The sequence below is a fragment of the Streptomyces sp. NPDC007162 genome, assembly GCF_040634175.1.
Taxonomy (GTDB): Bacteria; Actinomycetota; Actinomycetes; order Streptomycetales; family Streptomycetaceae; genus Streptomyces.
In genome coordinates, this window is record NZ_JBEYFC010000082.1 from 1 (window position 1) to 25,244 (window position 25,244).

Sequence of the window (25,244 nt, forward strand, 5' to 3'; positions counted from 1 at the left end):
GCCTGGACCAGAAGGGCCAGGAGCTCTACGCCATCAAGGGCCTGCCGCCCAACCTGCTCAAGGTGCCCAGCGGCTGTGCCTTCAACCCGCGCTGTGACAGGGCGCAGGACATCTGCCGCACCGACCGTCCGCTGCTGGTCCCGGTGACCGAGCCGGACGGCACGGAACTGCCGGGCCGCGCCAGTGCGTGCCACTTCTGGAAGGAGACGATCAGTGGCTGAGTCGACCAAGGCCGGCGAGCCGGCGGACGCCACGCCCAACGTCTCCGACGTGGAGGTCACGGACGTCCACTCCGAGGCCGAGGCGGTGGCTGCCCTGGACGCTCCGGTGGACCGGGGCGAACCGATCCTCCAGGTGCGCAACCTGGTCAAGCACTTCCCGCTGACCCAGGGCATCGTCTTCAAGCGGCAGATCGGCGCGGTGAAGGCCGTCGACGGCGTCACCTTCGACCTCTACCAGGGCGAGACCCTGGGAGTCGTGGGCGAGTCCGGCTGCGGCAAGTCGACGGTGGCCAAGCTCCTGATGAACCTGGAGCAGGCGACGGCCGGCGAGATCTTCTACAAGGGCCAGGACATCACCAGGCTCTCCGGCAGGGCGCTCAAGGCGGTCCGCCGGAACATCCAGATGATCTTCCAGGACCCGTACACCTCGCTCAACCCCCGGATGACGGTCGGCGACATCATCGGCGAGCCCTTCGACATCCACCCCGAGGTGGCCCCCAAGGGCGACCGGCGTAAGCGGGTCAAGGAACTGCTCGACGTCGTCGGCCTGAACCCCGAGTACATCAACCGGTACCCGCACCAGTTCTCCGGCGGCCAGCGGCAGCGCATCGGCATCGCCCGCGGCCTGGCGCTCAACCCGGAGATCATCATCTGCGACGAGCCGGTGTCCGCGCTCGACGTGTCCGTCCAGGCACAGGTCATCAACCTGATGGAGAAGCTGCAGGACGAGTTCAACCTCTCCTACATCTTCATCGCGCACGACCTGTCGATCGTCCGGCACATCTCGGACCGGGTCGGGGTCATGTACCTCGGCAAGATCGCCGAGATCGGCTCCGACGAGCAGATCTACGAGCACCCGACGCACCCCTACACCCAGGCGCTGCTGTCGGCCGTGCCCGTGCCGGACCCGCAGGACCGTGAGCGGCGCGAGCGGATCATCCTGACCGGCGACGTGCCGTCCCCGGCCAACCCGCCGTCCGGCTGCCGCTTCCGCACCCGGTGCTGGAAGGCCCAGGACAAGTGCGCCGAGGAGGCCCCGCTGCTGGCGATCCCCGAGCGCTTCAAGGGCTCGGACTCCCCGGCGGCCCACGAGTCGGCCTGCCACTTCGCCGAGGAGAAGGACATCGTCCACGCGGCCTGACGCCCCGGCACCACCGCCACGGTTCCCGGTATCCCCGCAGGGATACCGGGAACCGGCGTGTTCCGGGCAGCGGCCACGGGCGGGGTGCCGGCGGCCCGGTGCCGCCTCACGCCGTGATCCCGGCCCGTGCCCAGTGGCAGGCCGCCTGGTGGGCGCCCGTGCCGGGCAGCACCTGCGGGTCCTCGCCGCGACAGGCGTCCGCGACGCCCGCGCGGTCCGCCGCGCCGCTCGCCAAAATCTGGCAGCGGGCGTGGAAACGGCAGCCCGCGGGGATGCGGGAGGGGTCCGGGGGTTCGCCGGTCAGCACCACGGGCTCGCCCGGCGCCTCCGGCAGCACCGACAGCAGTGCCTGGGTGTACGGGTGCCGGGGCGCCGTCAGGACCTGTTCGACGTCCCCCGTCTCCACGATCCGGCCCAGGTACATCACCGCGACCCGGTCGGCGATGTTCCAGGCCAGCCCCAGGTCGTGGGTGACCACCAGTGCGGCCAGGCCCAGTTCGGCGCGCAGCCGCAGCAGCAGGGCCAGGATCTCGCCGCGCACGGAGGAGTCGAGGGAGGCCACCGGCTCGTCGGCGACGATCAGTTCGGGTTCGAGGACCAGCGCGCCCGCGATCACCACGCGCTGGCGCTGCCCCCCGGACAGCTGGTGCGGGTAGCGCAGGAAGAAGCGTTCCGGCGGCCGCAGTCCCGCGTGGGCGAGGGCCTCGGCGACCGCCGCCCGCTCGTTGCCCGTACGGCCGTGGATCCGCAGCCCCTCGGCCACCGCGTCGTACACCGTGTGCCGGGGGTTGAGCGAACCGGTCGGATCCTGCAGCACCAGCTGGACCCGGCCGCGGTACGCCTTCAGCGCCCGTGAGGTGTACTCCAGGGGCTGCCCGGCGAAGGTGATCCGTCCGCCGGACGGCTTCACCAGGCCGAGCAGCGAGCGCGCCAGCGTCGTCTTGCCGCAGCCCGACTCGCCGACCAGCGCGACGATCTCGCCCGGCCGGATGTCCAGTTCGACGCCGTCCACGGCCCGCGCCCCGGGGGCGCCGTGCCGTCCGGGAAAGACCACGTGCAGCCCCTGGGCGCTCAGCAGCGGCGGCGGTGGCGGCGGTGTCGTCGTCATGGAGCGCTCCTCGTGTCCTCGGCCGGGGCGGCCGGTCCCGGCACCGCCGCCCCCACGTGCACACAGGCGGCCCGGCGCTGTGGCCCGGCGTCCCGCAGCAGCGGGTCCCGCGTGGCACACACGTCCAGCGCCACCGGACAGCGCGGACGGAACGCGCAGCCGGCCGGCGGCGCCGACGGGTCGGGCGGGTCCCCGGCCAGGCCGTGCGGCGCGAACCTGGAGGCGGGGTCGCCGATCCGCGGGAACGCCGCCGACAGCGCCCTGGCGTACGGGTGCCGGGCGTCGTCGTAGACCTGACGGGCGGGACCGTCCTCGACGACGCGGCCCGCGTACATCACCGTGAGCCGGTCGCAGGTGTCGGCGAGCACCGCCAGGTCATGGCTGATCATGATCAGGCCCACCTCCTGCTCCGCCACCAGCTGCTGGATCAGCCGCAGGATCTGCGCCTGGATCATCACGTCCAGGGCCGTGGTCGGCTCGTCGGCGATGATCAGCCGCGGGTCGCAGGCCAGCGCCATGGCGATCATCACGCGCTGGCGCTGCCCGCCGGACAGCTCGTGCGGGTACGCGGCCGCCCGGGAGGCCGGCAGGCCGACGTGCTCCAGCAGCTCGCCGGCCCGCCGCCGGGCCGCGGCCGCCGTGGCCCCGCGGTGCAGCAGGACCGGCTCGGCGATCTGGTCGCCGACCCGGTGCACCGGGTTGAGCGAGTGCATCGCGCCCTGGAAGACGATCGAGGCGCCCGCCCAGCGCACCGCCCGCACCCGCCCCCAGCGCATGGTCAGCACGTCCTCCCCGTCCAGCAGGACCTTCCCGGAGACCCGCGTACCGGCCGGCAGCAGCCTGAGCAGTGCGAGCGCCAGCGAGGACTTTCCGCAGCCCGACTCGCCCGCGACGCCGAGTTTCTGGCCCGCCGCCAGCGAGAGGTCCACGCCCCGCACCGCGGCCGCTCCGCCGGGGTAGGTCACCTCGAGGTCCCGGACCTCCAGCAGGGTCAACGCGCCGCCCCCAGCCTGGGGTCGAGGACGGACTCCACCGCGCGCCCGCACAGCGTGAACGCCAGCGCGACCGCCGCGATCGCGATGCCCGGCGGGATCAGGTACCACCAGTCCCCGGCGCTGACCGCGCCGGCCTCCCGCGCGTCCTGCAGCAGTCCGCCCCAGGAGACGACCGTCGGGTCACCGAGGCCGAGGAAGGCGAGCGTCGCCTCGGCCAGGATGGACGAGGAGATCATCAGCGTGGTCTGGGCGAGGACCAGCGGCAGCACGTTGGGCAGCACGTGCCGGGTCATCACGTGCCAGTGACCGCCGCCCAGCGCCCTGGCCCGTTCGATGTAGGGGCGGGACTCCACCGCGAGGGTCCCCGCGCGCACCAGGCGGGCCGTCGTCGGCCAGGAGGTGACGCCGATGGCGAGGATCACCGTGCCCAGCGACCGGGACATCACGGTGGCCAGCGCGATGGCGAGCACCAGTGCGGGCATCACCAGGAACCAGTCGGTGATCCGCATCAGCACCGTCGCGTACGCCCCGCGGAAGTGCCCGGCGGTGATGCCGACGACCGCGCCGATCACGACCGACAGCACCGCGGCCAGCAGCCCGACCAGCAGGGAGACCCGCGAGCCCCAGACGACCAGGCCCAGCAGGTCGCGTCCGAACCGGTCGGTGCCCAGCGGGAACTCGCCGCTCGGCGCCTGCAGCGGACCGCCCGGCGCGTCGGTCACCCCGGTCACACCGGACCCGACGGTCAGCGGCGCGGTCAGCGCCACCAGGGCGAACAGGACGAGCGCGGCCAGCCCGGCCAGTCCGGCGCGATGGGTCCGGTACTCCCGGACGAACCGCACGACAGAGGCCCGACGCCGCCGCCAGACCAAGGCCCTGCGCCCGACAGCGACGCCGGCCCGCGGCGTCGGGGGAGTGGCGTCGGTCGTCATCGGCCCACCCGGGGGTCGAGCAGGGGGTAGAGCAGGTCGGCCAGCGTGTTCATGATGATCACCGCCGAGGCGAAGAAGAGGAACAGCCCCTGCACCAGGGGCAGGTCGGGCACGCTCAGCGCCTGGTAGAAGAGGCCGCCGAGACCGGGCCAGGAGAAGACGGTCTCGACCAGGATGACGCCCGCGACGGTCCGGCCGAGGTTGACGAAGACCAGGGTGACCGTGGGCAGCAGCGCGTTCGGTACCGCGTGCCTGCGGCGCACCAGGTCGTCCCGCAGCCCCTTGGCGCGGGCGGTGGTGAGGTAGTCGCTGCCCATCTCGGCCAGCAGCGCCGAGCGGGTGACCAGCAGCGTCTGCCCGTACTCGACCGCGACCAGGGTGAGCACCGGCAGCACGAGGTGGTGGGCGATGTCGAGGACGCGGGCGAAGCCCTGCGCGCCGCCCGACTCCATGCCGCCCGTCGGGAACAGCCCGGGAACGGGTCCGAGGCCCACCCCGAACACGATGATGGCCAGCAGCCCCAGCCAGAACGACGGGACGGAGTACAGGGTCAGCGCCAGACCGGTGTTGAGCCGGTCGCCGAGCCGCCCGTGCCGCCACGCCGAGCGGGTGCCGAGGAACACACCGAGCGCGGTGTAGATCACGAAGGCGGTGCCGGTCAGCAGGAGGGTGTTCGGCAGCGCCTCGCCGATCTTGTCGACCACCGGGGTGTGGAACTGGTACGACGTCCCCAGGTCGCCGGTGAGCGTCTTGCGGCAGTAGTCCGTGAACTGCTCCCACATCGGCAGGTCGAGCCCGAACTCCTTCCGGTACTGAGCGAGTTGGGCTGCCGAGATCGGCCGGCCGCCCGTCATGGTCCGGACCGGGTCGCCGGGGATCAGCCGGAAGAGGAAAAAGCCGGTGACGAGGACGGCGAGCAGCGAGACGGCGGCGCCGCCCGCCTTGGCCGCGCCGTAGCGCAGGTACGCGGCGGTCGTGCGCGCCCGCGGTCCGCGCGGCGGCGGACCGGCCGAGACCGGTTCGGCGTCCGGGCCGGACGGCGTGGACGGCGTGGACGGCGCGTCGGGAGGGGGCGGCGTGTCGGGAGCGGTCGGCTGCATGGGCTACTCGCGGTCGTCCGCCGTGGCGCGCCGGCGCCGCGCGAGGAACACCCCGGCCCCGGCGAGGACCACCACCCCCGCGACGACCCCGACGACGACCCCGGTCGAGCCGCCTCCCGAGGAGCCCGTGGAGTCGGCCGGCACCGCCGACCACCAGCTCCAGTAGCCGTCCTGTCCGTAGATGTTGCCGGCGGCCCTGGGCATCGTCTCGATCGACTTGATCTGGTCGGTGCGGTAGGCCTCGACGGCGTTCGGGTACGCCATGACGTTCATGTACCCCAGGTCGTACAGCCGTGACTCCATCTGTTTGACCAGGGCGGCCCGTGCGCCGGGGTCGTACTCGGCGAGCTGCCGGGCGTACAGGCCGTCGTACGTCCGGTCGCAGACGAAGTCGTCGGTCGGGCCGGTGTCCTTCGGGGTGGCGGGCAGGGCGCCGCAGGTGTGGATGGACAGCACGTAGTCCGGGTCGGGGTTGACGGACCAGCCGTCGAAGGCGAGGTCGAACCGGCCGGCGAGCCAGGGGTCGGTGACGTTGTCCAGGCAGTCGAGGGTCATGCCGATGCCGAGCTTGGCCCACCACTCCCTGAGGTACTGGCCGACGGCCTTGTCGTTGGGGTCGGTGGCGTGGCACAGGACGCGGTAGTGCAGTGGCCTGCCGTCCTTGCCGACCCGTTTGCCGTCGGCGTTCTTGCGGTAGCCGGCCTGGTCGAGGAGGCGGGCGGCCGCCGCGGGGTCGTAGGCGAGCTGCCGGCTCGCGGACGGCTTCCAGAAGTACGAGGTGAAGCGCGGCGGGATGTAGCCCTGGCCCTCGGCCGCGTGCCCCTGGAACACCTTGTCGACGATGGTCTTCCGGTCGACGGCCATGAACAGCGCGTGCCGCACCCGCTCGTCGAGCAGGGAGGGGTCGCCGTCGCCGAACTTCTGGCCGTTCTTCGCGCGGGCGCCGGGGTTGGTGGCGAGGGCGTAGAAGCGGCGGCCGGGGGCGTCGTTGACGTGGATGTCCTTCTGTCCCTGGAGCGAGGACGCCTGGGCGGGTGTCAGGGCCGGTGCGCCCGCGACGAAGGAGACCTCGCCCTTGCGCAGGGCGGCCACGGCGGCGTCCTGGTCCTTGTAGTACCGGAAGACCAGCTCGTCGAACTTGGGGGCGCCGCGCCAGAAGTCCTTGTTGGCCCTGAGCCGGACGTAGCTGTCCGCCTTGTAGGCGGTGAGGACGAACGGCCCGTCGCCGACGACGGGGAATGTGCTGTCGTTGTTGAACTTCGAGAAGTCCGCGACGTTCTTCCAGATGTGCTCGGGCACGATCGGCACGTCCAGTGCGGTCATCGTGGCCTGCGGCTTCTTCAGTTCGATGACCAGTCGGGTGGGGCTCGGCGCCGTCACCCGGCGGAAGTTGGTGACGAAGTTGCCGTTCGCGGTGGCGGCCGCCGGGTCCGTCATCAGCTTGTCGAACGTCCACGCCGCGTCCTCGGCGGTCACCTGCTGCCCGTCCGACCACTTCGCGTCGGAGCGGATCGTGTACGTCCAGGTGAGCTTGTCGGCGGACGCGGACCACTTGGTGGCCAGACCGGGGACCGGGTGCGCGTCCCCGGGGTCGTAGTCGGTGAGGTACTCGTACATCAGCCGCTGGACGCTGGTGCTGAGCAGCCGCATGGCCAGGAAGGGGCTCAGCGAGTCGACGCTCTGGGCGACCGCGACGGTGAGCACCTTGTCGCCGGTGGCGGCCGAAGCCTGCTGGGGTAACGGGTCGAGCGGGGTCGCGAGCACCGCCGAGAAGGTCAGGGCCAGGGCACCGGCGGCCGCCACCGGCCGGGGTGCCCGGAGGCGGCGGGTTCTCGGGTGTGAACGCCTTGCGCGGTGCCGGGCTTGTGAGCTCATGGGGGGTGACCTCGCGTCATTGCTCGCACAGATACGGCTTGTTCGGAGTCCGGGTGTGTCTATCAGCGGCACTGAGGGTGCGTCAACGGCGCGTGGGGCCGGTGTGGCCTGCAGAAAAGGCGGCACCACCCCTTCGGGTGGGTCCTGCTGCGGATGGGCGAAGCAAATGTGCGTTATGCAGCATTTCTGATGATATTGACCGGTAGGGAACCGCGGTAAGGGACCACCACCCTGCACGGAGGAGGCACGCCATGCGTTCAGCGACGCACGCCCGGGGGGCGGTCTGCGCGGTGGTGGTGGCGCTGACCGCCACGGCCTGCGGGGGCGGCGGCAGCGGTGGCGGCGGCGAGAACGGCGTGCTGAGCTCCTCCTGGGGCGACCCCCAGAACCCCCTGGAGCCCGCCAACACCAACGAGGTCCAGGGCGGCAAGGTCCTCGACATGATCTTCCGGGGGCTGAAGAAGTACGACCCGAAGACCGGCAAGGCCCAGAACATGCTCGCCGCGAAGATCGACACGAACGACTCGCAGAACTTCACGATCACCCTCAGGGACGGCTGGACCTTCTCCAACGGCGAGAAGGTGACCGCCAGGTCCTTCGTCGACGCCTGGAACTACGGGGCGAGCCTGAAGAACAACCAGAAGAACGCCTACTTCTTCGGCTACATCCAGGGCTACGACAAGGTCCACCCGGACAGCGGCACGCAGAGCGCCGACACCCTCTCCGGACTGAAGGTCGTCGACGACAGGACGTTCACCGTCCGGCTCAACCAGAAGTTCTCCAGCTTCCCCGACACCCTCGGCTACGCGGCCTTCGCGCCGCTGCCCCAGGCCTTCTTCACCGACCACGCCGACTGGCTGAAACAGCCGGTCGGCGACGGCCCGTACGCCATCGAGTCGTACACCAAGGGCTCGCAGATGAACCTGAGGAAGTGGGCCCTGTACCCGGGGGACGACAAGGCGCAGAACGACGGCGTGACCCTCAAGGTCTACACCGACAGCGACACCGCCTACACCGACCTGATCGCCGGCAACCTCGACCTCGTCGACGACGTGCCCGCCACACAGCTGAAGAACGTCAAGGCCGACCTCGCCGGCCGCTACATCAACACCCCGGCCGGCATCATCCAGACCCTCGCCTTCCCCTACTACGACGGCGCCTGGAACAAGAGCGGCGCGGAGAAGGTCCGCACCGGCCTCTCCATGGCCATCAACCGCAAGCAGATCACCGACACCATCTTCCACAACACCCGCACCCCCGCCACCGACTGGACCTCGCCGGTGCTCGGCGCCGAGGGCGGCTTCAAGGAGGGGCTGTGCGGGAGCGCCTGCGACTACGACCCGGCCCAGGCCAAGAAGCTGATCCAGGAGGGCGGAGGGCTGCCGGGCGGCCAGGTCAAGATCACGTACAACGCCGACACCGGCTCGCACAGGATGTGGGTGGACGCCGTGTGCAACTCCATCAACAACGCGCTCGGCAACGACAAGGCATGCGTAGGGAACCCGATCGGCACGTTCGCCGACTTCCGCAACCAGATCGGGCAGCACAAGATGAGCGGCCCGTTCCGCGCGGGCTGGCAGATGGACTACCCGCTCATCCAGAACTTCCTCCAGCCGCTCTACTACACCAACGCCTCCTCCAACGACGGCAAGTGGTCCAACAAGGACTTCGACAAGCTCGTCGACCAGGCGAACGCCGAGACCGACACCGCCAAGGCCGTCGCCACCTTCCAGCAGGCCGAGGGGGTCGTCCGCGACAACATGGCCGCCATCCCGCTCTGGTACCAGAACGGCAGCGCCGGCTACTCGGACCGGCTGTCGAACGTCGCGCTCAACCCCTTCAGCGTCCCCGTCTACAACGAGATCAAGGTCAGCTGACCCGGCATGGGGCGCTACGTGGTCCGGCGGCTGCTCCAGATGGTCCCGGTGTTCGTCGGGGCCACGCTGCTGATCTTCCTGATGGTCAACGTCATGGGCGACCCGATCGCCGGACTGTGCGGCGAGCGCGCCTGCGACCCGGCGACCGCCGCCCAGCTGAAAAGGGAGTTCGGACTCGACAAGCCGGTGTGGCAGCAATACCTGACCTACATGGGGAACGTGTTCACCGGTGACTTCGGTACGGCGTTCAACGGGCAGCCGGTCACCGAGCTGATGGCCACCGCGTTCCCCGTCACCGTCCGGCTGACGGTCGTGGCCATCCTCTTCGAGATCGTCATCGGCATCACGCTGGGCGTGCTCACCGGGCTGCGCCGCGGCCGGCCCGTCGACACCGGCGTCCTCCTCGCCACCCTCGTCGTGATCTCCGTACCGACCTTCGTCACCGGCCTGCTGCTCCAGCTCCTGCTCGGCGTCGAATGGGGCTGGATCAGGCCCTCCGTCTCCCCGGACGCCGGCTTCGGCGAGCTGATCGTGCCCGGCCTCGTCCTCGCCTCCGTGTCCCTCGCCTACGTCACCCGGCTGACCCGGACCTCCATCGCCGAGAACAGACGCAGCGACTACGTCCGGACGGCCGTCGCCAAGGGCCTGCCCCGGCACCGGGTCGTCTCCCGGCACCTGCTGCGCAACTCCCTCATCCCCGTCGTCACCTTCATCGGTACCGACATCGGCGCGCTGATGGGCGGCGCCATCGTCACCGAGCGGATCTTCAACATCCACGGCGTCGGCTACCAGCTGTACCAGGGGATCCTGCGGCAGAACACCCAGACGGTGGTCGGCTTCGTGACCGTCCTCGTCCTGGTGTTCCTGGTGGCCAACCTCCTCGTGGACCTCCTCTACGCCGTACTCGACCCGAGGATCCGCTATGCCTGAGCAGCCGTTCGAGCCCGACCGGGCCATCGCGGGAACCGGCGCGGGCGGGGCGATGGACCTCGCGACCACCGAGGCGCAGACGCTGGAGCGGACACCGGGCGGCCCGCTCGGCACCGGCCCGGCCGCCCGACCCCGCTCGCTGTGGTCCGACGCCTGGCGGGACCTGCGCCGCAACCCGGTCTTCGTCATCTCCGCCCTCGTCATCCTCTTCCTGGTCGTCATCTCCCTGTGGCCGTCCCTGATCGCCTCCGGCAGCCCCCTCCAGTGCGACCTCGCCAAGGCCCAGGAGGGCTCCCAGCCGGGCGCCCCCTTCGGCTACGACGGCCAGGGCTGCAACGTCTACACGCGGACCGTCTACGGGGCCCGTACGTCCGTCACGGTGGGCGTCTGCGCCACGCTCGGGGTCGCGCTGCTCGGGTCGGTGCTCGGCGGGCTCGCCGGGTTCTTCGGCGGGGGCTGGGACGCGGTCCTGTCCCGGATCACCGACGTCTTCTTCGCGATCCCGGTCGTCCTCGGCGGCCTCGTCCTGCTGTCCGTGGTGACCAGCAACACCGTCTGGCCGGTCATCGGCTTCATGGTGCTGCTCGGCTGGCCGCAGGTCTGCCGGATCGCCCGCGGCTCGGTGATCACCGCGAAACAGAACGACTACGTGCAGGCCGCCCGCGCCCTCGGCGCCTCCCCCTCGCGCATCCTGCTGCGGCACATCGCGCCCAACGCCGTGGCACCCGTGATCGTGGTGGCGACCATCGCGCTCGGCACGTACATCGCGCTGGAGGCGACCCTGTCGTACCTCGGCGTCGGTCTGAAGCCGCCCAGCGTCTCCTGGGGCATCGACATCTCCGCCGCCTCCCCGTACGTCCGCAACGCGCCGCACGCGCTGCTGTGGCCCTCCGGGGCCCTCGCGATCACCGTCCTGGCCTTCATCATGCTCGGCGACGCGGTGCGCGACGCCCTCGACCCGAAGCTGAGGTGAGCGCGTGCTGCTCGAAGTGCGGGACCTGCACGTGGAGTTCCGGACCAGGGACGGGGTCGCGAAGGCGGTCAACGGGGTCTCGTACGCCGTCGGCGCGGGCGAGACGCTGGCCGTGCTCGGCGAGTCCGGGTCCGGGAAGTCGGTGACCGCGCAGGCCGTGATGGGGATCCTCGACGTGCCGCCGGGGCGGATCAGCGGCGGCGAGATCCTCTTCCAGGGGCGGGACCTGCTGAAGCTGAAGGAGGAGGAGCGGCGCAGGATCCGGGGCGCCGGGATGGCGATGATCTTCCAGGACGCGCTGTCGGCGCTGAACCCGGTGCTGAGCGTGGGCGACCAGCTCGGCGAGATGTTCGTCGTGCACCGGGGCATGTCGAAGAAGGACGCGCGGGCCAGGGCCGTCGAGCTGATGGACCGGGTGCGGATCCCGGCCGCCGCCCAGCGGGTGCGGGACTATCCGCACCAGTTCTCCGGCGGTATGCGTCAGCGCATCATGATCGCCATGGCGCTGGCCCTGGAACCGGACCTGATCATCGCCGACGAACCGACGACCGCCCTGGACGTCACCGTGCAGGCCCAGGTCATGGACCTGCTCGCGGAGCTGCAACGCGAGTACCGGATGGGGCTGATCCTCATCACCCACGATCTGGGCGTGGTCGCGGACGTCGCCGACCGCATCGCCGTCATGTACGCGGGACGGATCGTCGAGTCCGCACCCGTGCACGACATCTACAAGGCGCCCGCGCATCCGTACACCCGCGGACTGCTCGACTCCATCCCGCGCCTGGACCAGAAGGGCCAGGAGCTCTACGCCATCAAGGGCCTGCCGCCCAACCTCATGGACATCCCTCCGGGGTGCGCCTTCAACCCGCGCTGCCCCATGGCCCGGGACGTGTGCCGCACCGACGTGCCGCCGCTGTACGAGGTGGACCAGTACCGGGGGAGCGCCTGTCACTTCTGGAGGGAGTGCGTCAATGGTTGAGGCGCTCATCGAGGTGCAGGGACTGGTCAAGCACTATCCGTTGACTCAGGGCATTCTGTTCAAGAAGCAGGTCGGTGCGGTCAAGGCTGTCGACGGTGTCGACTTCGTGCTCAACAGGGGAGAGACCCTCGGGATCGTCGGGGAGTCGGGCTGCGGCAAGTCGACCGTTGCCAAGATGCTCGTCAATCTTGAGCGGCCGACGGCCGGGTCGATCAAGTACAAGGGCGAGGACATCACCAGGTTGAGCGGGCGCGCGCTGAAGGCGGTCCGCCGCAACATCCAGATGGTGTTCCAGGACCCGTACACCTCGCTCAACCCGCGGATGACCGTCGGCGACATCATCGGCGAGCCCTTCGACATCCACCCCGAGGTGGCCCCGAAGGGCGACCGGCGCAGACGCGTCCAGGAACTGCTGGACGTGGTCGGCCTCAACCCCGAGTACATCAACCGCTACCCGCACCAGTTCTCCGGCGGCCAGCGGCAGCGCATCGGCATCGCCCGGGGGCTGGCGCTGCGCCCCGAGGTGATCGTCGCCGACGAGCCCGTCTCCGCGCTGGACGTCTCGGTCCAGGCCCAGGTGATCAACCTGCTCGACCGGCTCCAGAACGACTTCGACCTGTCCTACGTCTTCATCGCCCACGACCTGTCGATCGTGCGGCACATCTCGGACCGGGTCGGCGTGATGTACCTCGGGCGGATCGTGGAGACCGGCAGGGACGAGGAGATCTACGACCACCCGACCCACCCCTACACCCAGGCGCTGCTCTCCGCGGTGCCGGTACCGGACCCCGAGGCGCGCGAGCACCGGGAGCGGATCATCCTGAGCGGGGACGTGCCGTCGCCGACGAACGTGCCGTCGGGGTGCCGGTTCCGCACGCGGTGCTGGAAGGCGCAGGAGCGGTGCGCGCTGGAGGTGCCGGAGCTCGCCGTGCCCGCCGCGTTCCGGTTCGCGTCGGGGCCGGCGGCGCACGACTCGGCCTGTCACTTCGCCGAGGAGAAGAGGGTGGTGCCACCGGAGGAACCGGCGGCGGAAGCGCCGGACGATCTTGTCGACGGGGGTGCATAGCGGGACGTAAGGGGTGTAATCGCGTTAACACGCAGGCAACTTGGCCGACCCGGTCCCGATATACGGACGCGGCACGCTGAACAGCGTACGGCCGTGCGGGTGCCGTGAACGGGCCGGGACGCGCCATGTCGTCCCGGCCCGTTGCCGTACCCCTACCCGAGCCCCAGCGACCGCTTCAGGAAGTCCAGCTGGAGCAGGAGCAGGTTCTCCGCCACCTGTTCCTGCGGGGTCATGTGCGTGACGCCCGACAGGGGCAGCACCTCGTGCGGGCGGCCCGCCGCGAGCAGCGCCGAGGACAGCCGCAGCGAGTGGGCCACCACCACGTTGTCGTCGGCGAGGCCGTGGACGATCATCATCGGGCGGTGCGGTTCGGCCGCCTCGGTCAGGCCCTCGTCGCCGATCACCGAGTTACGGCGGTACACCTCCGGCTGCTCGCCGGGGTCGCCGAGGTAGCGCTCCTGGTAGTGGGTGTCGTACAGGCGCAGGTCGGTCACCGGGGCGCCGACCACCGCCGCGTGGAAGACGTCCGGGCGGCGCAGGGCCGCGAGGGCGGCGAGGTAGCCGCCGAACGACCAGCCGCGGATCGCGACCCTGGTGAGGTCGAGGGGGAAGTCCGCGGCGAGCGCCTGGAGCGCGTCGACCTGGTCCTGGAGGACGATCGCGGCGATGTCGTCCTTGATGGACTTCTCCCAGGCGGGGGAGCGGCCCGGGGTGCCCCGGCCGTCGGCGACGAGCACTGCGAAGCCCTGGTCGGCGAACCACTGCGAGGTGAGGTGGGCGTTGTGCGCGGCGACCACCCGCTGACCGTGCGGACCTCCGTAGGGGTCGAGCAGCACCGGAAGGGGAGTGTCCCCGTGGTAGTCCCGTGGCATAAGCACGGCGCACGGAATTCGCCGTGCGCCCCCCTGGGTGAGCGTCACGCGCGGGGACAAACCGGGATCTTCGGCGTACGAGGCGAGAGTCGCCAGGTGCTTGCCCTCGCGCAGTACCTGGACACGGGCGCCGGGGCGGTCCAGTGTGGCGGACACCAATACGGTCACGCCCCCGGCGCGAACCGCCGTGTGCACGCCGGGCTCCTGCGACACGCGCTCCACGCCGAGCTCGCTGACCCGGTAGACGTGCACCTCGCCGATCTCGGGGGCCTCGGCCTCCTCGCCGGCGGACGCCGAGACCAGCACGTCGTCGCTGGTCACGTCCAGTACCGCACGGATGTGCAACTGGGCTCCGGTGAGCGGTCGTTCACCCACCGCGAGGACCCGGGCGCCGCCCTCGTCGGCGATCCTGACCAGGCGTCCTGCGGGGCTCCAGCAGGGCACTCCGGCGAACAGTTCAAGCCATGTTGGATCTTCGTCGGCGTGCACCATCCGGGTCGCCCCGGACCCCGGGTCCACGGCGAGGAACAGCTGGCTGCGCTGGTCGCGCGCCTGTACGAGCAGCAGCGGTGCACCTGCGTCTGACCAGTGCACATGCGCCAAGTACGGGTAGCGTGCCCGGTCCCACGAGACCTCTGTGCGCTCCCCGTCGAGGTCGTACAGGAACAGTCGTACGTCCGCGTTCGCCGTGCCCGCCGCGGGGTACGCGACGTGGTGTGGGTCACGCTCGGGATGGGCGGGGTCGGCGATCCACCACCGCTGCACCCGCGTGTCGTCCACCCGCGCCACGAGCAGCCGGTCCGACCCGGGCGACCACCAGAATCCGCGCGAACGCCCCATCTCCTCGGCCGCGACGAACTCGGCCAATCCGTAGGTGACCTGATCCGACTCCGGCTCCGCGAGCGCCCGGTCGCCCCCGCCCTCGGCGCCCACCACGCGCAGGGCGCCCTGTGCGACGTACGCGACATGACGGCCGTCGGGGGACGGGCGGGGGTCGATCACCGGTCCGGGGACGGTGAGTTCGCGTGCCGTGCCGACCCTGAGCTCTGCCGTGAAAAGCCGCCCTGACAAGGCAAAAGACGCCAACTCCAGGGCTGCGTCGGCGGCATAGCCGACGATGCCGGCGCCGCCCTCACGACTGCGTTCGCGGCGGGCCCGCTCCTGAGGCGAGAGGTGCTCCTCGGCGCCGCCGAGCAGTGTGCGCGGGTCCGCCGCGAGGTGTTCCTCGCCGCTCGGCACATCGAGGACCCACAGGGAGTTGGCCCGGTCCGTACCGGAGCCGGAACGCAGAAAGGCCACCCGGGAGCCGTCGGGGGCCACGGTGAACGCGCGCGGCGCGCCGAGCGTGAAACGCTGGGTGCGGGCGTGCCGGCGGGGGAATGAGACAGCCTCGGTCGTCATGCCCTGACCATATTGGCCATGCGCCCCCTTGTGCGGCTGTGCGCCGAGCGATGCGCGAGCACGCATAGTTATGATCACTACCGCTGGATGGGTATGAACCTGCTGGCTTGAGCGTGGAACTGCTGTACCGATCTACAACCCCCATAGTCCGAACCCCCCGCGTCCCTGGGATCTTTGGAGGTGAGCCGCCGTGGCACTCTCGATTTCGGCGGTGGTGCTGCTGGCGATCATCGTCTTCTTGTTGATCAAGAAGTCGGGTCTGAAGGGCGGGCATGCCGTGGTGTGCATGCTGCTCGGTTTCTATCTCGCCTCCTCGACCGTCGCGCCGACGATCCACGACCTGACGACGAACGTCGCCAGCATGATCGGAAGCATCAAGTTCTGACGGGCGCGTCCGCGTCTCCGCGATCAAGAGCCACTGGAGACGCGCTTCCCCCTGTCCTATTCCGCTGCTTCCCCGCCTTCTCCTCCGTAAGCTTGTCCATCCTGGTACGGGCGATGGCTGAGGCGGGGGCGCGTGGACGGGCAGAACATCGACGACCGGCTTCGGCAGCTGGCGAAGGCCTCGCCCAACTTCGGGCGTCTGTACAGCTATCAGCCGCTGCTGGCCATCTATGGTTCGCAGGCTGAGCTGACCGTCTTCACCAACCCGAACGCCGCCTACGTGAGCGCCGGCCAGTTCGGCGAGGTGCTGGCCGAGGAGTTCGTCACCCGCACAGGCACGCGTGTCCAGGGCACGACCCAGTTCGACCGCCTCAACGCGCTCACCCGGGCAGGTGTGCTCATCGGCTGGAGCCGCGAAGCCTTCGACAAGCTGCGCAGAGGCCGTAACGACGCCGCGCACAACCACCTCTTCGACACGACCAAGGCGCTCGAAGCGCTGGAGCTGTGTTGGCGGCTCGGCGATCTCTTCGACCGCGCAATGGGCGGCAAGCGAACCGTGTCGGCGTTCGTTCCGCCGACACTTCCCACGGATGTGCAGTCCGCCGACCCCGAAGAGATCTCGGAACTTCAGGAGGCCCTGGAGGGGCATCGTCGCGCGCTTGCGCAGTCGCGCGTCAAGCTTTCCGAGACCAGCGACCGCCTTGAGGCCGAGCGTCGGGCCCGTAGCGAGGCCGAGGAACTCATCGCCAGCGTGCAGCGCGCGAAGTCGGAATACGCCGCCCAGATAGAGGACTTGCGGGCACAGGTCGCCGAGCTGCGGGTGGCTCACCAGCAGCGGTACGACCGGGAGCGTGTTCAGCCCCGGAGGATCGCCTCCGCGGCCCGTGACGCGATCGTGGAGCGCGCGCAGCGCCCCGCGCCGCTCAACGAGGTGCAGGCACGCAAGAAGATCGACGCGATGCTCACGAAGGCGGGCTGGCTGATCCAGAGCAAGGCGGACACGAACCCGCTGGCGGCCAAGGGCGTCGCCGTCGAGGAGTTCACGCTCGCCACCGGGCGTGCCGACTACGTCCTCTACGTCGACGGGAAGATCGTCGGAGTCATCGAGGCCAAGCGCGAGGGCACGGCCCTGGCAGGTGCCCTCGCGCAGAACGAGCGGTACGCGGCCGGTGTGCTCAAGGAGCATGCGATGGCGGTGTGGCGCCGCGACGAGCCTTTCGCGTTCCGATACGTCAGCACCGGTGCAGAGACGTACTTCCTCAACCGCGTCGACCCTCACGCACGCTCCCGCGAGGTCTTCGCCTTTCACCGCCCCGAGACCATCGCCGCATGGATGAAGCGGGCCGATGCGGAACCGGACGTGCCCACCTTCCGCGCGGCCCTCCGCACGAGCATGCCGCTCTTGGAGACACACGGCCTCCGCATGGCCCAGGTGGACGCCATCACGGGCCTGGAAGGCTCCCTGGCGACCGATCGACCGCGCGCCCTCATCCAGATGGCCACGGGCGCGGGAAAGACGTTCACGGCCGTCACGGAGACCTACCGGCTCCTCCGCCACGCGGGCGCCCGCCGGGTCCTCTTCCTCGTCGACCGCAACAACCTCGGACGGCAGGCTCACGCGGAGTTCGACAAGTACCGCACCCCCGACGAGAACCGGAAGCTCACCGACCTCTACAACGTCGACATGCTGGGGCGGAGTGGACTTCAGGACACGTCGGCGGTCGTGATCTCCACGATCCAACGGATGTACGCGCTCCTCAAGGGAGAGGAGCTGCCGGACGGTCCGGAGACGGACGAACCGGAGAGCGACGAGACGAAGTCTGGCGGTGCGGCCGAGGCGGCCACCGCGACCGATGCGAACACCTCGAACCTGGACGAGACCTACGCGGCCGACGAGCCGATCACCGTCGAGTACAACCCGGACGTCCCGATCGAGTCCTTCGACGTGATCGTGATCGATGAGTGCCACCGCTCGATCTACGGCCTTTGGCGCGGTGTCCTGGAGTACTTCGACGCCCACTTGGTCGGCCTGACGGCCACGCCCACCCGCCAGACCCAGGGCTTCTTCGACAACAACATGGTGTCCCAGTACACGTACGAGCAGGCCGTCGCGGACGGCGTCAACGTCGACTTCGACATCGTGCGTCTCGACACCACGATCCGCGAGGACGGCGGGGCGAAGATCGAGAAGGGTACGACCGTCCGTATCCGGGACCGCCAGACGCGTACCCAGCGCTACGAGCAACTGGACGAGGACTTCGAGTACACCGTCGCGCAGCTCGGCCGCACGGTGATCACCGAGGACGAGATCCGGGCAGTGCTGACGACCTACCGGAACAACTGGAAGCGCTGGTTCCCTGGCCGCGCGGAGCTGCCCAAGACCCTCGTCTTCGCGGCTGGCGACGACCATGCCGAGGAAGTGCTGAAGCAGGTCAAGGAAGTCTTCGGGCGGGGCGACGAGTTCGCGAAGAAGATCACATATAAGTCGCGCCAGAACGGTGACGACCCCGATACGTTGATCAACGACCTGCGTAACTCGCCCCGCCTTCGGGTGGCGGTCACGGTCGACATGATCGCCACGGGGACGGACGTGAAGCCGTTGGAATGCGTGATCTTCCTGCGGTCGATCAAGAGCCCGGTGCTCTTCGAGCAGATGAAGGGCCGCGGTGCCCGCTCCATCGACGCGGACGAGCTGAAGGCGGTGACCCCAGAGGCGGCGCCGGACCTGACGAAGGACCGTTTCGTCCTGATCGACGCGGTGGGCGTGACCGACTCTCCTCTGGTGGACGCCCGCCCGCTCATCCCGGCGGGGGAGAAGAGCGTCTCGCTGGTGAAACTGCTGGACAAGGCGGGAACGCGGTCGCTCACGGCGGACGAGGCGGAGACACTGGCGCGCCGGCTGGCCCGCATCGACCGCCAGCTGGGCGCGGAGGAGCGAGGCCTGTTGGCCCAGACGTCCGGCGGCGTCAGCCTTGCCGATCTCGCCCGCCGGATTACAGACGCCGTGGACGTCGACACCCAGGACCAGGCACGGCATGACGGCGGCCCCGAACTGGCCAGGAAGCTGGTCCAGGACGCGGTGGCGCCACTGACCTCCCGGCCCGAGCTGCGCAAGCTGATCCTGGAGATCAGGCACCAGCAGGACCTGACGTACGACGAGACGACCGAGGTCCGGGTCACCGCGATGCGGGAGATACCGCGTACGGAGCGCGCGGCCAAGGAGCTCGCCGAGTGGCACTCGCTCCTCACGAAGGAGCAGCGGGACGAGGACGTGGCGATTCGCGTGGCGCTGGGCAGCGGCGCGCGGGTCAGCCCGCGCGAGGCGCGTGACGCGCTGCGGGAGCTGGCGGGCCGGATCCGCGCGACGAACCGTTCCTGGACGACGGGTGTCCTCTGGGACCACTACGAGCAGCTCGGCCGCGCCGCCGCCAGCCCCGGCAAGGAGGCGGGCCTCGGCGACCTAGTCCGCCTCATCCGCTTCGAGCTCGGCGCCGACGAGGAGCTCCTTCCGTACCGTACGGTGGTCGAGGAGCGCTTCGAAGGCTGGCTGCTGCGGCAGCGACAGGCGGGCGTGGAGTTCACGGACGACCAGCTGTGGTGGCTGGAGCGGATAAAGGACGCCATCGCCGTCGACGTCGGCATAGAGCCGGGAGACTTCGGGGCCGCACCGTTCACCGAGCGCGGCGGAGGCAGGGGCTTCATGCAGGCGTTCGGGGACAAGGACGCGGCGTTGGAATTGTTGGATGAGCTGAATCGGGAACTGGGTTGAGCGTGGGCGTGGACGGGGAGAGAGAGCTTCCGGCGGGGTGGGTTTGGGCTCAGCTGGGGGACGTTGCTGACACGGCGCTCGGGAAGATGCTGGACAAGAAGCAGTCCACTGGTCGGCATCCCGTTCAGTACCTGCGCAACGTCAATGTGCAGTGGGGGCAGATCGACACCGACGATCTGTTGACGATGGACATCGAGCCGGACGAGCTTCCACGATTCACGGTGTCCAAAGGTGACCTAGTCGTGTGTGAAGGCGGCGAGATCGGCCGCTGCGCTATCTGGAACAGGGATGAGCCGATCGCTTTTCAGAAGGCGTTGCATCGAGTGCGTCCCTCGCGAGCTCTGGATAACAGGTATTTGCGTCACTATCTCGAATACGTCGCTGGGGTCGGGGTTCTGGCGCGATTCGCGACTGGGAGTACCATCAAGCACTTGCCGCAGCAGCGCTTGCGCGAGGTGCCGGTACCACTGCCGCCACTTGCGGAGCAGCATCGCATTGTCGAGGTCCTCGAAGAGCAGTTGTCCCGGTTGGACGCCGGAGTAGCGACACTGCGACGGACGCAGAAACGGCTTGATGGGCTTCGGAAGAGAATCTTGATCTCGTCTGTTCCAGAGGAACTTCCGGGATCTTGGCGACTGGCTACCGTTGAACAGGCGGGCACTCTCGAACTTGGGCGTGCTCGTCACCCTGACTGGCATCACGGTCCGGAAATGCGTCGGTACCTTAGGGTTGCCAATGTATTTGAGGATCGCATCGACGCCGCCGACGTCATGGAGATGGATTTCTCCGGGGTGTGGGAAAAGTATCGGTTGAAGTCGGGCGATGTACTGCTTAATGAAGGGCAGAGCCCGCATCTCGTCGGGCGCCCCGCGCTCTACCGAGGGTTTCCTCGGGAGGTTGCGTTCACGAACAGCCTACTTCGTTTCAAGGCTGGTACTGGAGTACTACCTGAGTGGGCGTTGCTTGTGTTTCGGAGGCACTTGCACGCGAAGCGATTCATGCAAGAGGTTCGAATTACCACCAATATTGCTCACCTATCCGCTAAGCGCCTCAAGGCGGTCGAATTCCCCATTCCTCCCCTGGACGTCCAAGAGGAGCTCGTTCAACGCTGTGATGCACTGTTGAGCGGTGTGGCTGCTATGGACCACGAGATCAACAATGGCCTGAAGCGCGCCAGGGGCCTTCAGACTGCCCTCCTGCAACGCGCCTTCACCGGCAACCTGGTCCCGTCGCGAGCCGGGGATGAGCACGCGTCCGCCGCGTTGGCGCGCAGCAGCATTGCGTACCGAGTGGCTAAAGCTACGCGTTCCCGCAAGGCAGCGACTAAGGGAGTCTTCGTCCCCGGTGCCGCCGCAGCCACCGAGCCTGCTCCCGAACCCACGCCCACCCCCGTCCTAGCCGTACAGCAGGAGTTCGACCTGTGACCGCCTCCACAGATGCCCAGCAGCCCGTGAACGGTTCGGTTGAGAAGGCGGCCAAGGCCGTCGCGCAGACGAACACGCTTGTCTCGAAGCTCTGGAATTACTGCAACGTTCTCCGCGACAACGGCATGTCCACCATCGAGTACGTCGAGCAGCTCTCCTATCTGCTCTTTCTCAAGATGGTCGACGAGATCGAGAACGACCCTTGGGACGGGCAGGACCTTAGTGCCATCGTCCCTGCTGACTACAACTGGAAGTCGCTCGTCGGCAAGCGCGGCCCAGAGTTGGATAAGCACTACCGGAACGTGCTTGAGCACCTCGGCCGCCACCCCGACACCACCATCGGTACGATCTTCGCCGACGCCCAGAACCGGATCACCAAGCCAGCCCTCCTGGAGAAGCTGGTCGTTGAACTGATCGGCCGCGAAGAGTGGACCGTGACCGGCACCGACCTCAAGGGCGATGCTTACGAGGGTCTGCTTTCCAAAGGAGCCTCGGACACCAAGACCGGCGCCGGACAGTACTTCACGCCCCGCGCTCTCATCGACGCCATGGTCGATGTCACTCGACCGGGTCCCGACGACACCATCACCGACCCGGCCTGCGGGACTGGCGGCTTTCTCATCGCCGCCCACTCTTACATCCGCGACCACCATATGAAGAAGATGTCGTTGGAAGAGCGGAAGGCCTACGACGAGGGTCGCAAGATCTGGGGCAACGAACTCGTCACCGGCACGGCCCGCCTGGCCGCGATGAACATGCTCCTCCACGGCATCGGGAAGAGCGACGGGCCGAGCCTCATCCACGTCGGTGACGCGCTCGCCGACAAGCCCAGCGGCAAGCACGCCACCCTCGTTCTTGCCAACCCGCCCTTCGGTCGTAAGTCCGCGATCACTGTCGTCGGTCAGGACGGCGAGGTCGAGAAGGAAGACATTCAGTACGACCGTGACGACTTCACCGCCACGACCACCAACAAGCAGCTGAACTTCCTGCAGCACATCATGTCGCTCACGGCCGTTGGCGGCCGTGCCGCCGTTGTTCTTCCCGACAACGTGCTCTTCGAGGGGGGCGCCGGCGAGAAGGTACGGCGGAAGCTGCTGGATGAGTTCGACCTTCACACCATCCTGAGGCTGCCCACTGGCATCTTCTACGCAGGTGGTGTCAAGGCCAACGTCCTCTTCTTCGACAAGAAACCCCCACGCGCGGACGGCAAGCCCCACACCACCGAGACGTGGGTCTACGACTTCCGGACCGGTCAGCACTTCACCCTCAAGCAGCGGCCGCTGACCCGAGCCCACCTCGACGACTTCGTGACGGCCTACCGGCCCGGTGAGCCCCGCTCTTCCCGCGTCGAGTCCGAGGACGACAACGGGCCCTTCAAGAAGTTCAGTTACGACGACCTGATCGCTCGCGACAAGGTCAACCTCGACATCACGTGGATGAAGGACCCCGCTCTCGACGATGCCGATAGCGGCCTGCCGCCCGAGGTCATCGCCGAGGAGATCGTCCGTGACCTCCAGGCCGCGCTGAACGAGTTCACCGCCATCGCGCGCTCACTGGGTGGTGAGGTCGACGTTCCGGAGGCAGAGGTCGAGTAGTCGGCCCTCAGTTCTCGGACGCGTACGGCACGAAGTCGGCCCAGGCCTTGAGTGAGAGCGCGAGGCGCGGACTGGCTTCGGCGTGCTTGGAGTCGCGGACGTGGATGGTGGTCGCGGTGTTGGCCACCTCAACACAGTCGTTCGGGTTGCTGGTGTCGCTGTAGCTGCTCTTGAACCACACCAAATCGGAAGAGGCTCCGGCAGAGGCCTTGCGGATCATGTTTCTCCCAGCAGTAGCTCGATGAAGGCCCGTGACTCCCGTACGGTCAGAGCCTCGGCCCGGATGATCCCATAGCTCAGTTCGAGGATACGAAGTTGCTTCGGATCGGAGACCGGCCGACCGTTGAACTCGTCATCCATGCGCCCAACTGCCGTACCGTCCGCGAACTTCAGCACTTGGATCCGGCCGCCGGTACCAGGATGGTCCCAGCGTTCTGTCGGCATCACCTGAATTTTGACGTTCCGCAGTTGCCCTACGTCCAGGAGGTACTGGAGCTGCCCTCGCTGCACCATCCTCTCTCCGATTGGGCGTTTCAGCGTCGCCTCTTCCAGGACAAAGCTGAGTTCGGGGGCAGGTGAGCGTTCGAAGATCGACTTCCGGGACATACGGGCGGCTACTGCCTGGGTCAGTCGTTCCTCCGGGAGCGAGGGGCGTCGTGTCCGCAGCAGCGCTCCTGCATGCTCCTCAGTCTGAAGCAAGCCATGCAGGGCGTGGCTGCCGTACGAGAGCAGTTCAACCGCTCTGGCCTCCAACGTCGCCAGATCCCGCACCTGCTTCGGGTATCGGACCTTCTCCACGTCTTCCTTCATGGCGGCGATCAACCCGTCCGCCCTCAACACCTGGTCGGCCTTGTCCAGGAACTCCGGCCTGGGAATCCGCTTCCCGGCTTCGATTTTGTAGATCAGGTCCTCGCCGTAGCCAATCGCCTTGGCGAAGTCGGGGACTCGCATCGCCGTCGCCTCGCGCCGCAGCCTCAACTGCCGCCCCACGGTCGCGATGACCGCGAGCCCCCAGTCGTCGTCCGGGTCCACCTCCCATCCCGGTTCGTCCGCCTCGCTCATGACCTCGACGTCCGTCGCCATCCCGCACCCTCCGTGTACGAACTCGCAGCGACGCCTAACCCGTACGGCCCCGGTCGACAGCGTGGACACCGCTGGACAACCGTTGGACAGTGACCCTACGCAACAGCGTCGTCACTGTTCACGGTAGGCGAATGCAGCCACGCTGAGTGACGTGATTCGAGAAACCGCCCCCTCCGAGGCGCTCCCCGCCACCCCGGTTCGCAACTACAGCGTGCTGCTGTCACCGACACCCCGCGGCGCGCGTCTCGCCAGGCAGCTCGCCACTGAACAACTCCGCTCCTGGGGGCTCCCCTTGGATCCGGCGGCGCACCTCGTTGGCGAACTTGCGGCCAACGCGGCGAACCACGGCCGAGTACCGGGACGAGACTTCCGGCTCACCCTTTACGTCGTCGGCGACACCCTCCGCATCGAGGTCACCGACACCTGCGGAGACCGGCTTCCCCATGTCCAGCATCCAGACCCCGACACTGAATCCGGCCGAGGTCTCCTCCTGGTGGACGCGCTTGCCCACCGCTGGGGCGTCGCGCACGGCCCGTACCCGCGTAAGAACGTCTGGTCCGAGGTGAAGGTGTCGTCCTGAGGCGGGAGCATGCTGCCCGGTCTGCCACGCGTGGCTGAAACCCGTACGTGCCGTTGAACGCTCATGCCAGCCCCCGGAAGATGGTCATGGACGAGTCCGGAGCGACGGGGGTGGGCGGTACTCGATGAGGAACCGTATGCAGGTCGTGCTCCAGATCCTGCTGGCACTGGTCGCCTGCGTACTCGGGATCGCCACCAATTACGCGACCAATACCGACAGGGCCCCGTGGGCGCTTGAGTTGATTCGCCGCTTCTCCGTTCCGGCCATCGCCGTGCTGATCGTGGCACTCGTGGTCGGGCAGGTCGTCGTCTATCGGCTGGAGAACCCCGCACCGCCCCGGATCGAGTGGCCTCGTGATCGGGTGCCGTACCCGGGGCTCGATGCCTTCGGCGAGGACGAGGCCGCTGTGTACTTCGGGCGGGAGGCGCAGGCAGTCGAGCTGACCCGCAGGCTGCATGCAACTGCCACCCGACCGGCAGAGCGGTTCCTCGTGCTGGTCGGGGCCTCGGGGAGCGGTAAGTCCTCCTTGGTCAGGGCTGGGGTGATGCCGCGGCTCCGGGAGCGTCGCTGGACCGTCGTACCGGCCTTCGCACCGGGCGCGAGTCCGATGGGCGCGCTCGCGGGCGCGCTGGTGGCGGCCGGCGGAGGGCAGGAGCCCGCGAGCGCCGTACTGCGCAGGCTGCGCCAGGGGCCGGGCGTGCTGCGAGCCGAGTTGTCGAAGCTGCGGGGCAGTCGGTTCCGGCGATTACTTCTCGTCGTGGACCAGTTCGAGGAGATCGTCACCCTGGCGGGGGAGCGGGAACGCGCCCAGTTTCTGGATGCGTTGCGTACCTGCGTGGAACAGGACCCGGCGGTCCGTGTACTGGTCACCCTCCGAGTGGATCTCTTCGGCAGGCTGCTCTCGACCGGGCATGCGGACCTTCTCCAACATCCCGTGGC

At 68.8% G+C, this 25,244-nt stretch carries 21 protein-coding genes; 13 read left to right on the forward strand and 8 right to left on the reverse strand.

The annotated features are described in order from the left end of the window. Window positions 1–221: oligopeptide/dipeptide ABC transporter ATP-binding protein (locus ABZ646_RS12775; RefSeq protein WP_360516856.1), on the forward strand; the 221-nt coding region annotated here is incomplete at its 5' end. Continuing rightward, window positions 214–1,362, forward strand: coding sequence for a dipeptide ABC transporter ATP-binding protein (locus ABZ646_RS12780; RefSeq protein ID WP_360516859.1), 1,149 nt, complete (start codon window positions 214–216; stop codon window positions 1,360–1,362). The genes ABZ646_RS12775 and ABZ646_RS12780, both read left to right, overlap by 8 nt. Window positions 1,363–1,468: 106 nt before the next feature. Here ABZ646_RS12780 and ABZ646_RS12785 read toward each other — a convergent pair whose 3' ends face one another. From ABZ646_RS12785 to ABZ646_RS12805, 5 genes are read right to left on the reverse strand one after another with little or no spacing between them, the layout of a single operon-like run. Next, window positions 1,469–2,470 carry an ABC transporter ATP-binding protein gene (locus ABZ646_RS12785; RefSeq protein WP_360516862.1) on the reverse strand — a complete coding sequence of 334 codons (1,002 nt, stop codon included), beginning with the start codon at window positions 2,468–2,470 and terminating at the stop codon, window positions 1,469–1,471. Further along, on the reverse strand, window positions 2,467–3,465 hold the full coding sequence (locus tag ABZ646_RS12790) for an ABC transporter ATP-binding protein (RefSeq protein WP_360516865.1): 999 nt from the start codon (window positions 3,463–3,465) through the stop codon (window positions 2,467–2,469). Before ABZ646_RS12790 ends, ABZ646_RS12785 begins: the two co-directional genes overlap by 4 nt. Then, window positions 3,462–4,397 carry an ABC transporter permease gene (locus ABZ646_RS12795; RefSeq protein WP_360516868.1) on the reverse strand — a complete coding sequence of 312 codons (936 nt, stop codon included), beginning with the start codon at window positions 4,395–4,397 and terminating at the stop codon, window positions 3,462–3,464. The genes ABZ646_RS12790 and ABZ646_RS12795 overlap by 4 nt, the downstream gene beginning before the upstream one ends. Then, a complete protein-coding gene (locus tag ABZ646_RS12800) occupies window positions 4,394–5,497 on the reverse strand; it encodes an ABC transporter permease (RefSeq protein WP_360516871.1) in 1,104 nt (367 codons plus the stop codon). Before ABZ646_RS12800 ends, ABZ646_RS12795 begins: the two co-directional genes overlap by 4 nt. Window positions 5,498–5,500: 3 nt before the next feature. After that, the gene (locus tag ABZ646_RS12805) at window positions 5,501–7,372 is read right to left on the reverse strand and encodes an ABC transporter substrate-binding protein (RefSeq protein ID WP_360516874.1); all 1,872 of its coding nucleotides are present in this window, start codon (window positions 7,370–7,372) and stop codon (window positions 5,501–5,503) included. A 251-nt stretch (window positions 7,373–7,623) separates the two neighbouring features. Between ABZ646_RS12805 and ABZ646_RS12810 the strand changes: the two genes are divergently transcribed. The 5 genes from ABZ646_RS12810 to ABZ646_RS12830 are packed head-to-tail and all read left to right on the forward strand — an operon-like array spanning window position 7,624 to window position 13,197. Next, complete coding sequence (locus tag ABZ646_RS12810; RefSeq protein WP_360516877.1) at window positions 7,624–9,249, forward strand: ABC transporter substrate-binding protein; 1,626 nt, start codon at window positions 7,624–7,626, stop codon at window positions 9,247–9,249. A gap of 6 nt (window positions 9,250–9,255) precedes the next feature. Next, window positions 9,256–10,179, forward strand: a complete 924-nt coding sequence (locus ABZ646_RS12815) for an ABC transporter permease (protein WP_360516880.1) — start codon at window positions 9,256–9,258, stop codon at window positions 10,177–10,179. Then, window positions 10,172–11,152, forward strand: a complete 981-nt coding sequence (locus ABZ646_RS12820) for an ABC transporter permease (RefSeq protein ID WP_360516883.1) — start codon at window positions 10,172–10,174, stop codon at window positions 11,150–11,152. The genes ABZ646_RS12815 and ABZ646_RS12820 overlap by 8 nt, the downstream gene beginning before the upstream one ends. Window positions 11,153–11,156: 4 nt before the next feature. Beyond that, complete coding sequence (locus ABZ646_RS12825) at window positions 11,157–12,131, forward strand: ABC transporter ATP-binding protein (RefSeq protein WP_360516886.1); 975 nt, start codon at window positions 11,157–11,159, stop codon at window positions 12,129–12,131. After that, window positions 12,124–13,197 (forward strand): dipeptide ABC transporter ATP-binding protein, encoded by a 1,074-nt coding sequence (locus ABZ646_RS12830; protein WP_360516889.1) that lies wholly within the window; start codon window positions 12,124–12,126, stop codon window positions 13,195–13,197. Before ABZ646_RS12825 ends, ABZ646_RS12830 begins: the two co-directional genes overlap by 8 nt. A 152-nt stretch (window positions 13,198–13,349) precedes the next feature. Here ABZ646_RS12830 and ABZ646_RS12835 read toward each other — a convergent pair whose 3' ends face one another. Next, window positions 13,350–15,470, reverse strand: coding sequence for a prolyl oligopeptidase family serine peptidase (locus ABZ646_RS12835; protein WP_360516892.1), 2,121 nt, complete (start codon window positions 15,468–15,470; stop codon window positions 13,350–13,352). 190 nt (window positions 15,471–15,660) lie between these two features. Between ABZ646_RS12835 and ABZ646_RS12840 the strand changes: the two genes are divergently transcribed. The 4 genes from ABZ646_RS12840 (at window position 15,661) to ABZ646_RS12855 (ending at window position 22,642) form a co-directional block, all read left to right on the forward strand. Further along, the gene (locus ABZ646_RS12840) at window positions 15,661–15,855 is read left to right on the forward strand and encodes a hypothetical protein (protein ID WP_358986881.1); all 195 of its coding nucleotides are present in this window, start codon (window positions 15,661–15,663) and stop codon (window positions 15,853–15,855) included. Between the two features lie 132 nt (window positions 15,856–15,987). Next, a complete protein-coding gene (locus tag ABZ646_RS12845) occupies window positions 15,988–19,623 on the forward strand; it encodes a DEAD/DEAH box helicase family protein (RefSeq protein WP_360516897.1) in 3,636 nt (1,211 codons plus the stop codon). Window positions 19,624–19,631: 8 nt separating this feature from the next. Beyond that, the gene (locus ABZ646_RS12850) at window positions 19,632–21,047 is read left to right on the forward strand and encodes a restriction endonuclease subunit S (protein ID WP_360516912.1); all 1,416 of its coding nucleotides are present in this window, start codon (window positions 19,632–19,634) and stop codon (window positions 21,045–21,047) included. A gap of 26 nt (window positions 21,048–21,073) precedes the next feature. Then, window positions 21,074–22,642: a class I SAM-dependent DNA methyltransferase gene (locus ABZ646_RS12855; protein WP_360516915.1), complete on the forward strand. Its 1,569-nt coding sequence runs from the start codon at window positions 21,074–21,076 to the stop codon at window positions 22,640–22,642. Between the two features lie 7 nt (window positions 22,643–22,649). Here the strand turns inward: ABZ646_RS12855 and ABZ646_RS12860 are convergent, their stop codons facing one another. Together ABZ646_RS12860 and ABZ646_RS12865 are read right to left on the reverse strand one after the other, a co-directional pair. Further along, a complete protein-coding gene (locus tag ABZ646_RS12860; RefSeq protein WP_360516900.1) occupies window positions 22,650–22,862 on the reverse strand; it encodes a DUF397 domain-containing protein in 213 nt (70 codons plus the stop codon). Further along, window positions 22,859–23,725 (reverse strand): helix-turn-helix transcriptional regulator, encoded by an 867-nt coding sequence (locus ABZ646_RS12865; RefSeq protein ID WP_360516903.1) that lies wholly within the window; start codon window positions 23,723–23,725, stop codon window positions 22,859–22,861. The genes ABZ646_RS12860 and ABZ646_RS12865 overlap by 4 nt, the downstream gene beginning before the upstream one ends. Before the next feature lie 151 nt (window positions 23,726–23,876). On the opposite strand from ABZ646_RS12865, the gene ABZ646_RS12870 reads away from it, so the two are divergent. Then, window positions 23,877–24,305, forward strand: coding sequence for an ATP-binding protein (locus ABZ646_RS12870; protein ID WP_360516906.1), 429 nt, complete (start codon window positions 23,877–23,879; stop codon window positions 24,303–24,305). A 136-nt stretch (window positions 24,306–24,441) separates the two neighbouring features. Further along, window positions 24,442–25,244 (forward strand): ATP-binding protein (locus ABZ646_RS12875; RefSeq protein WP_360516909.1); only part of this gene is annotated, 803 nt, incomplete at its 3' end.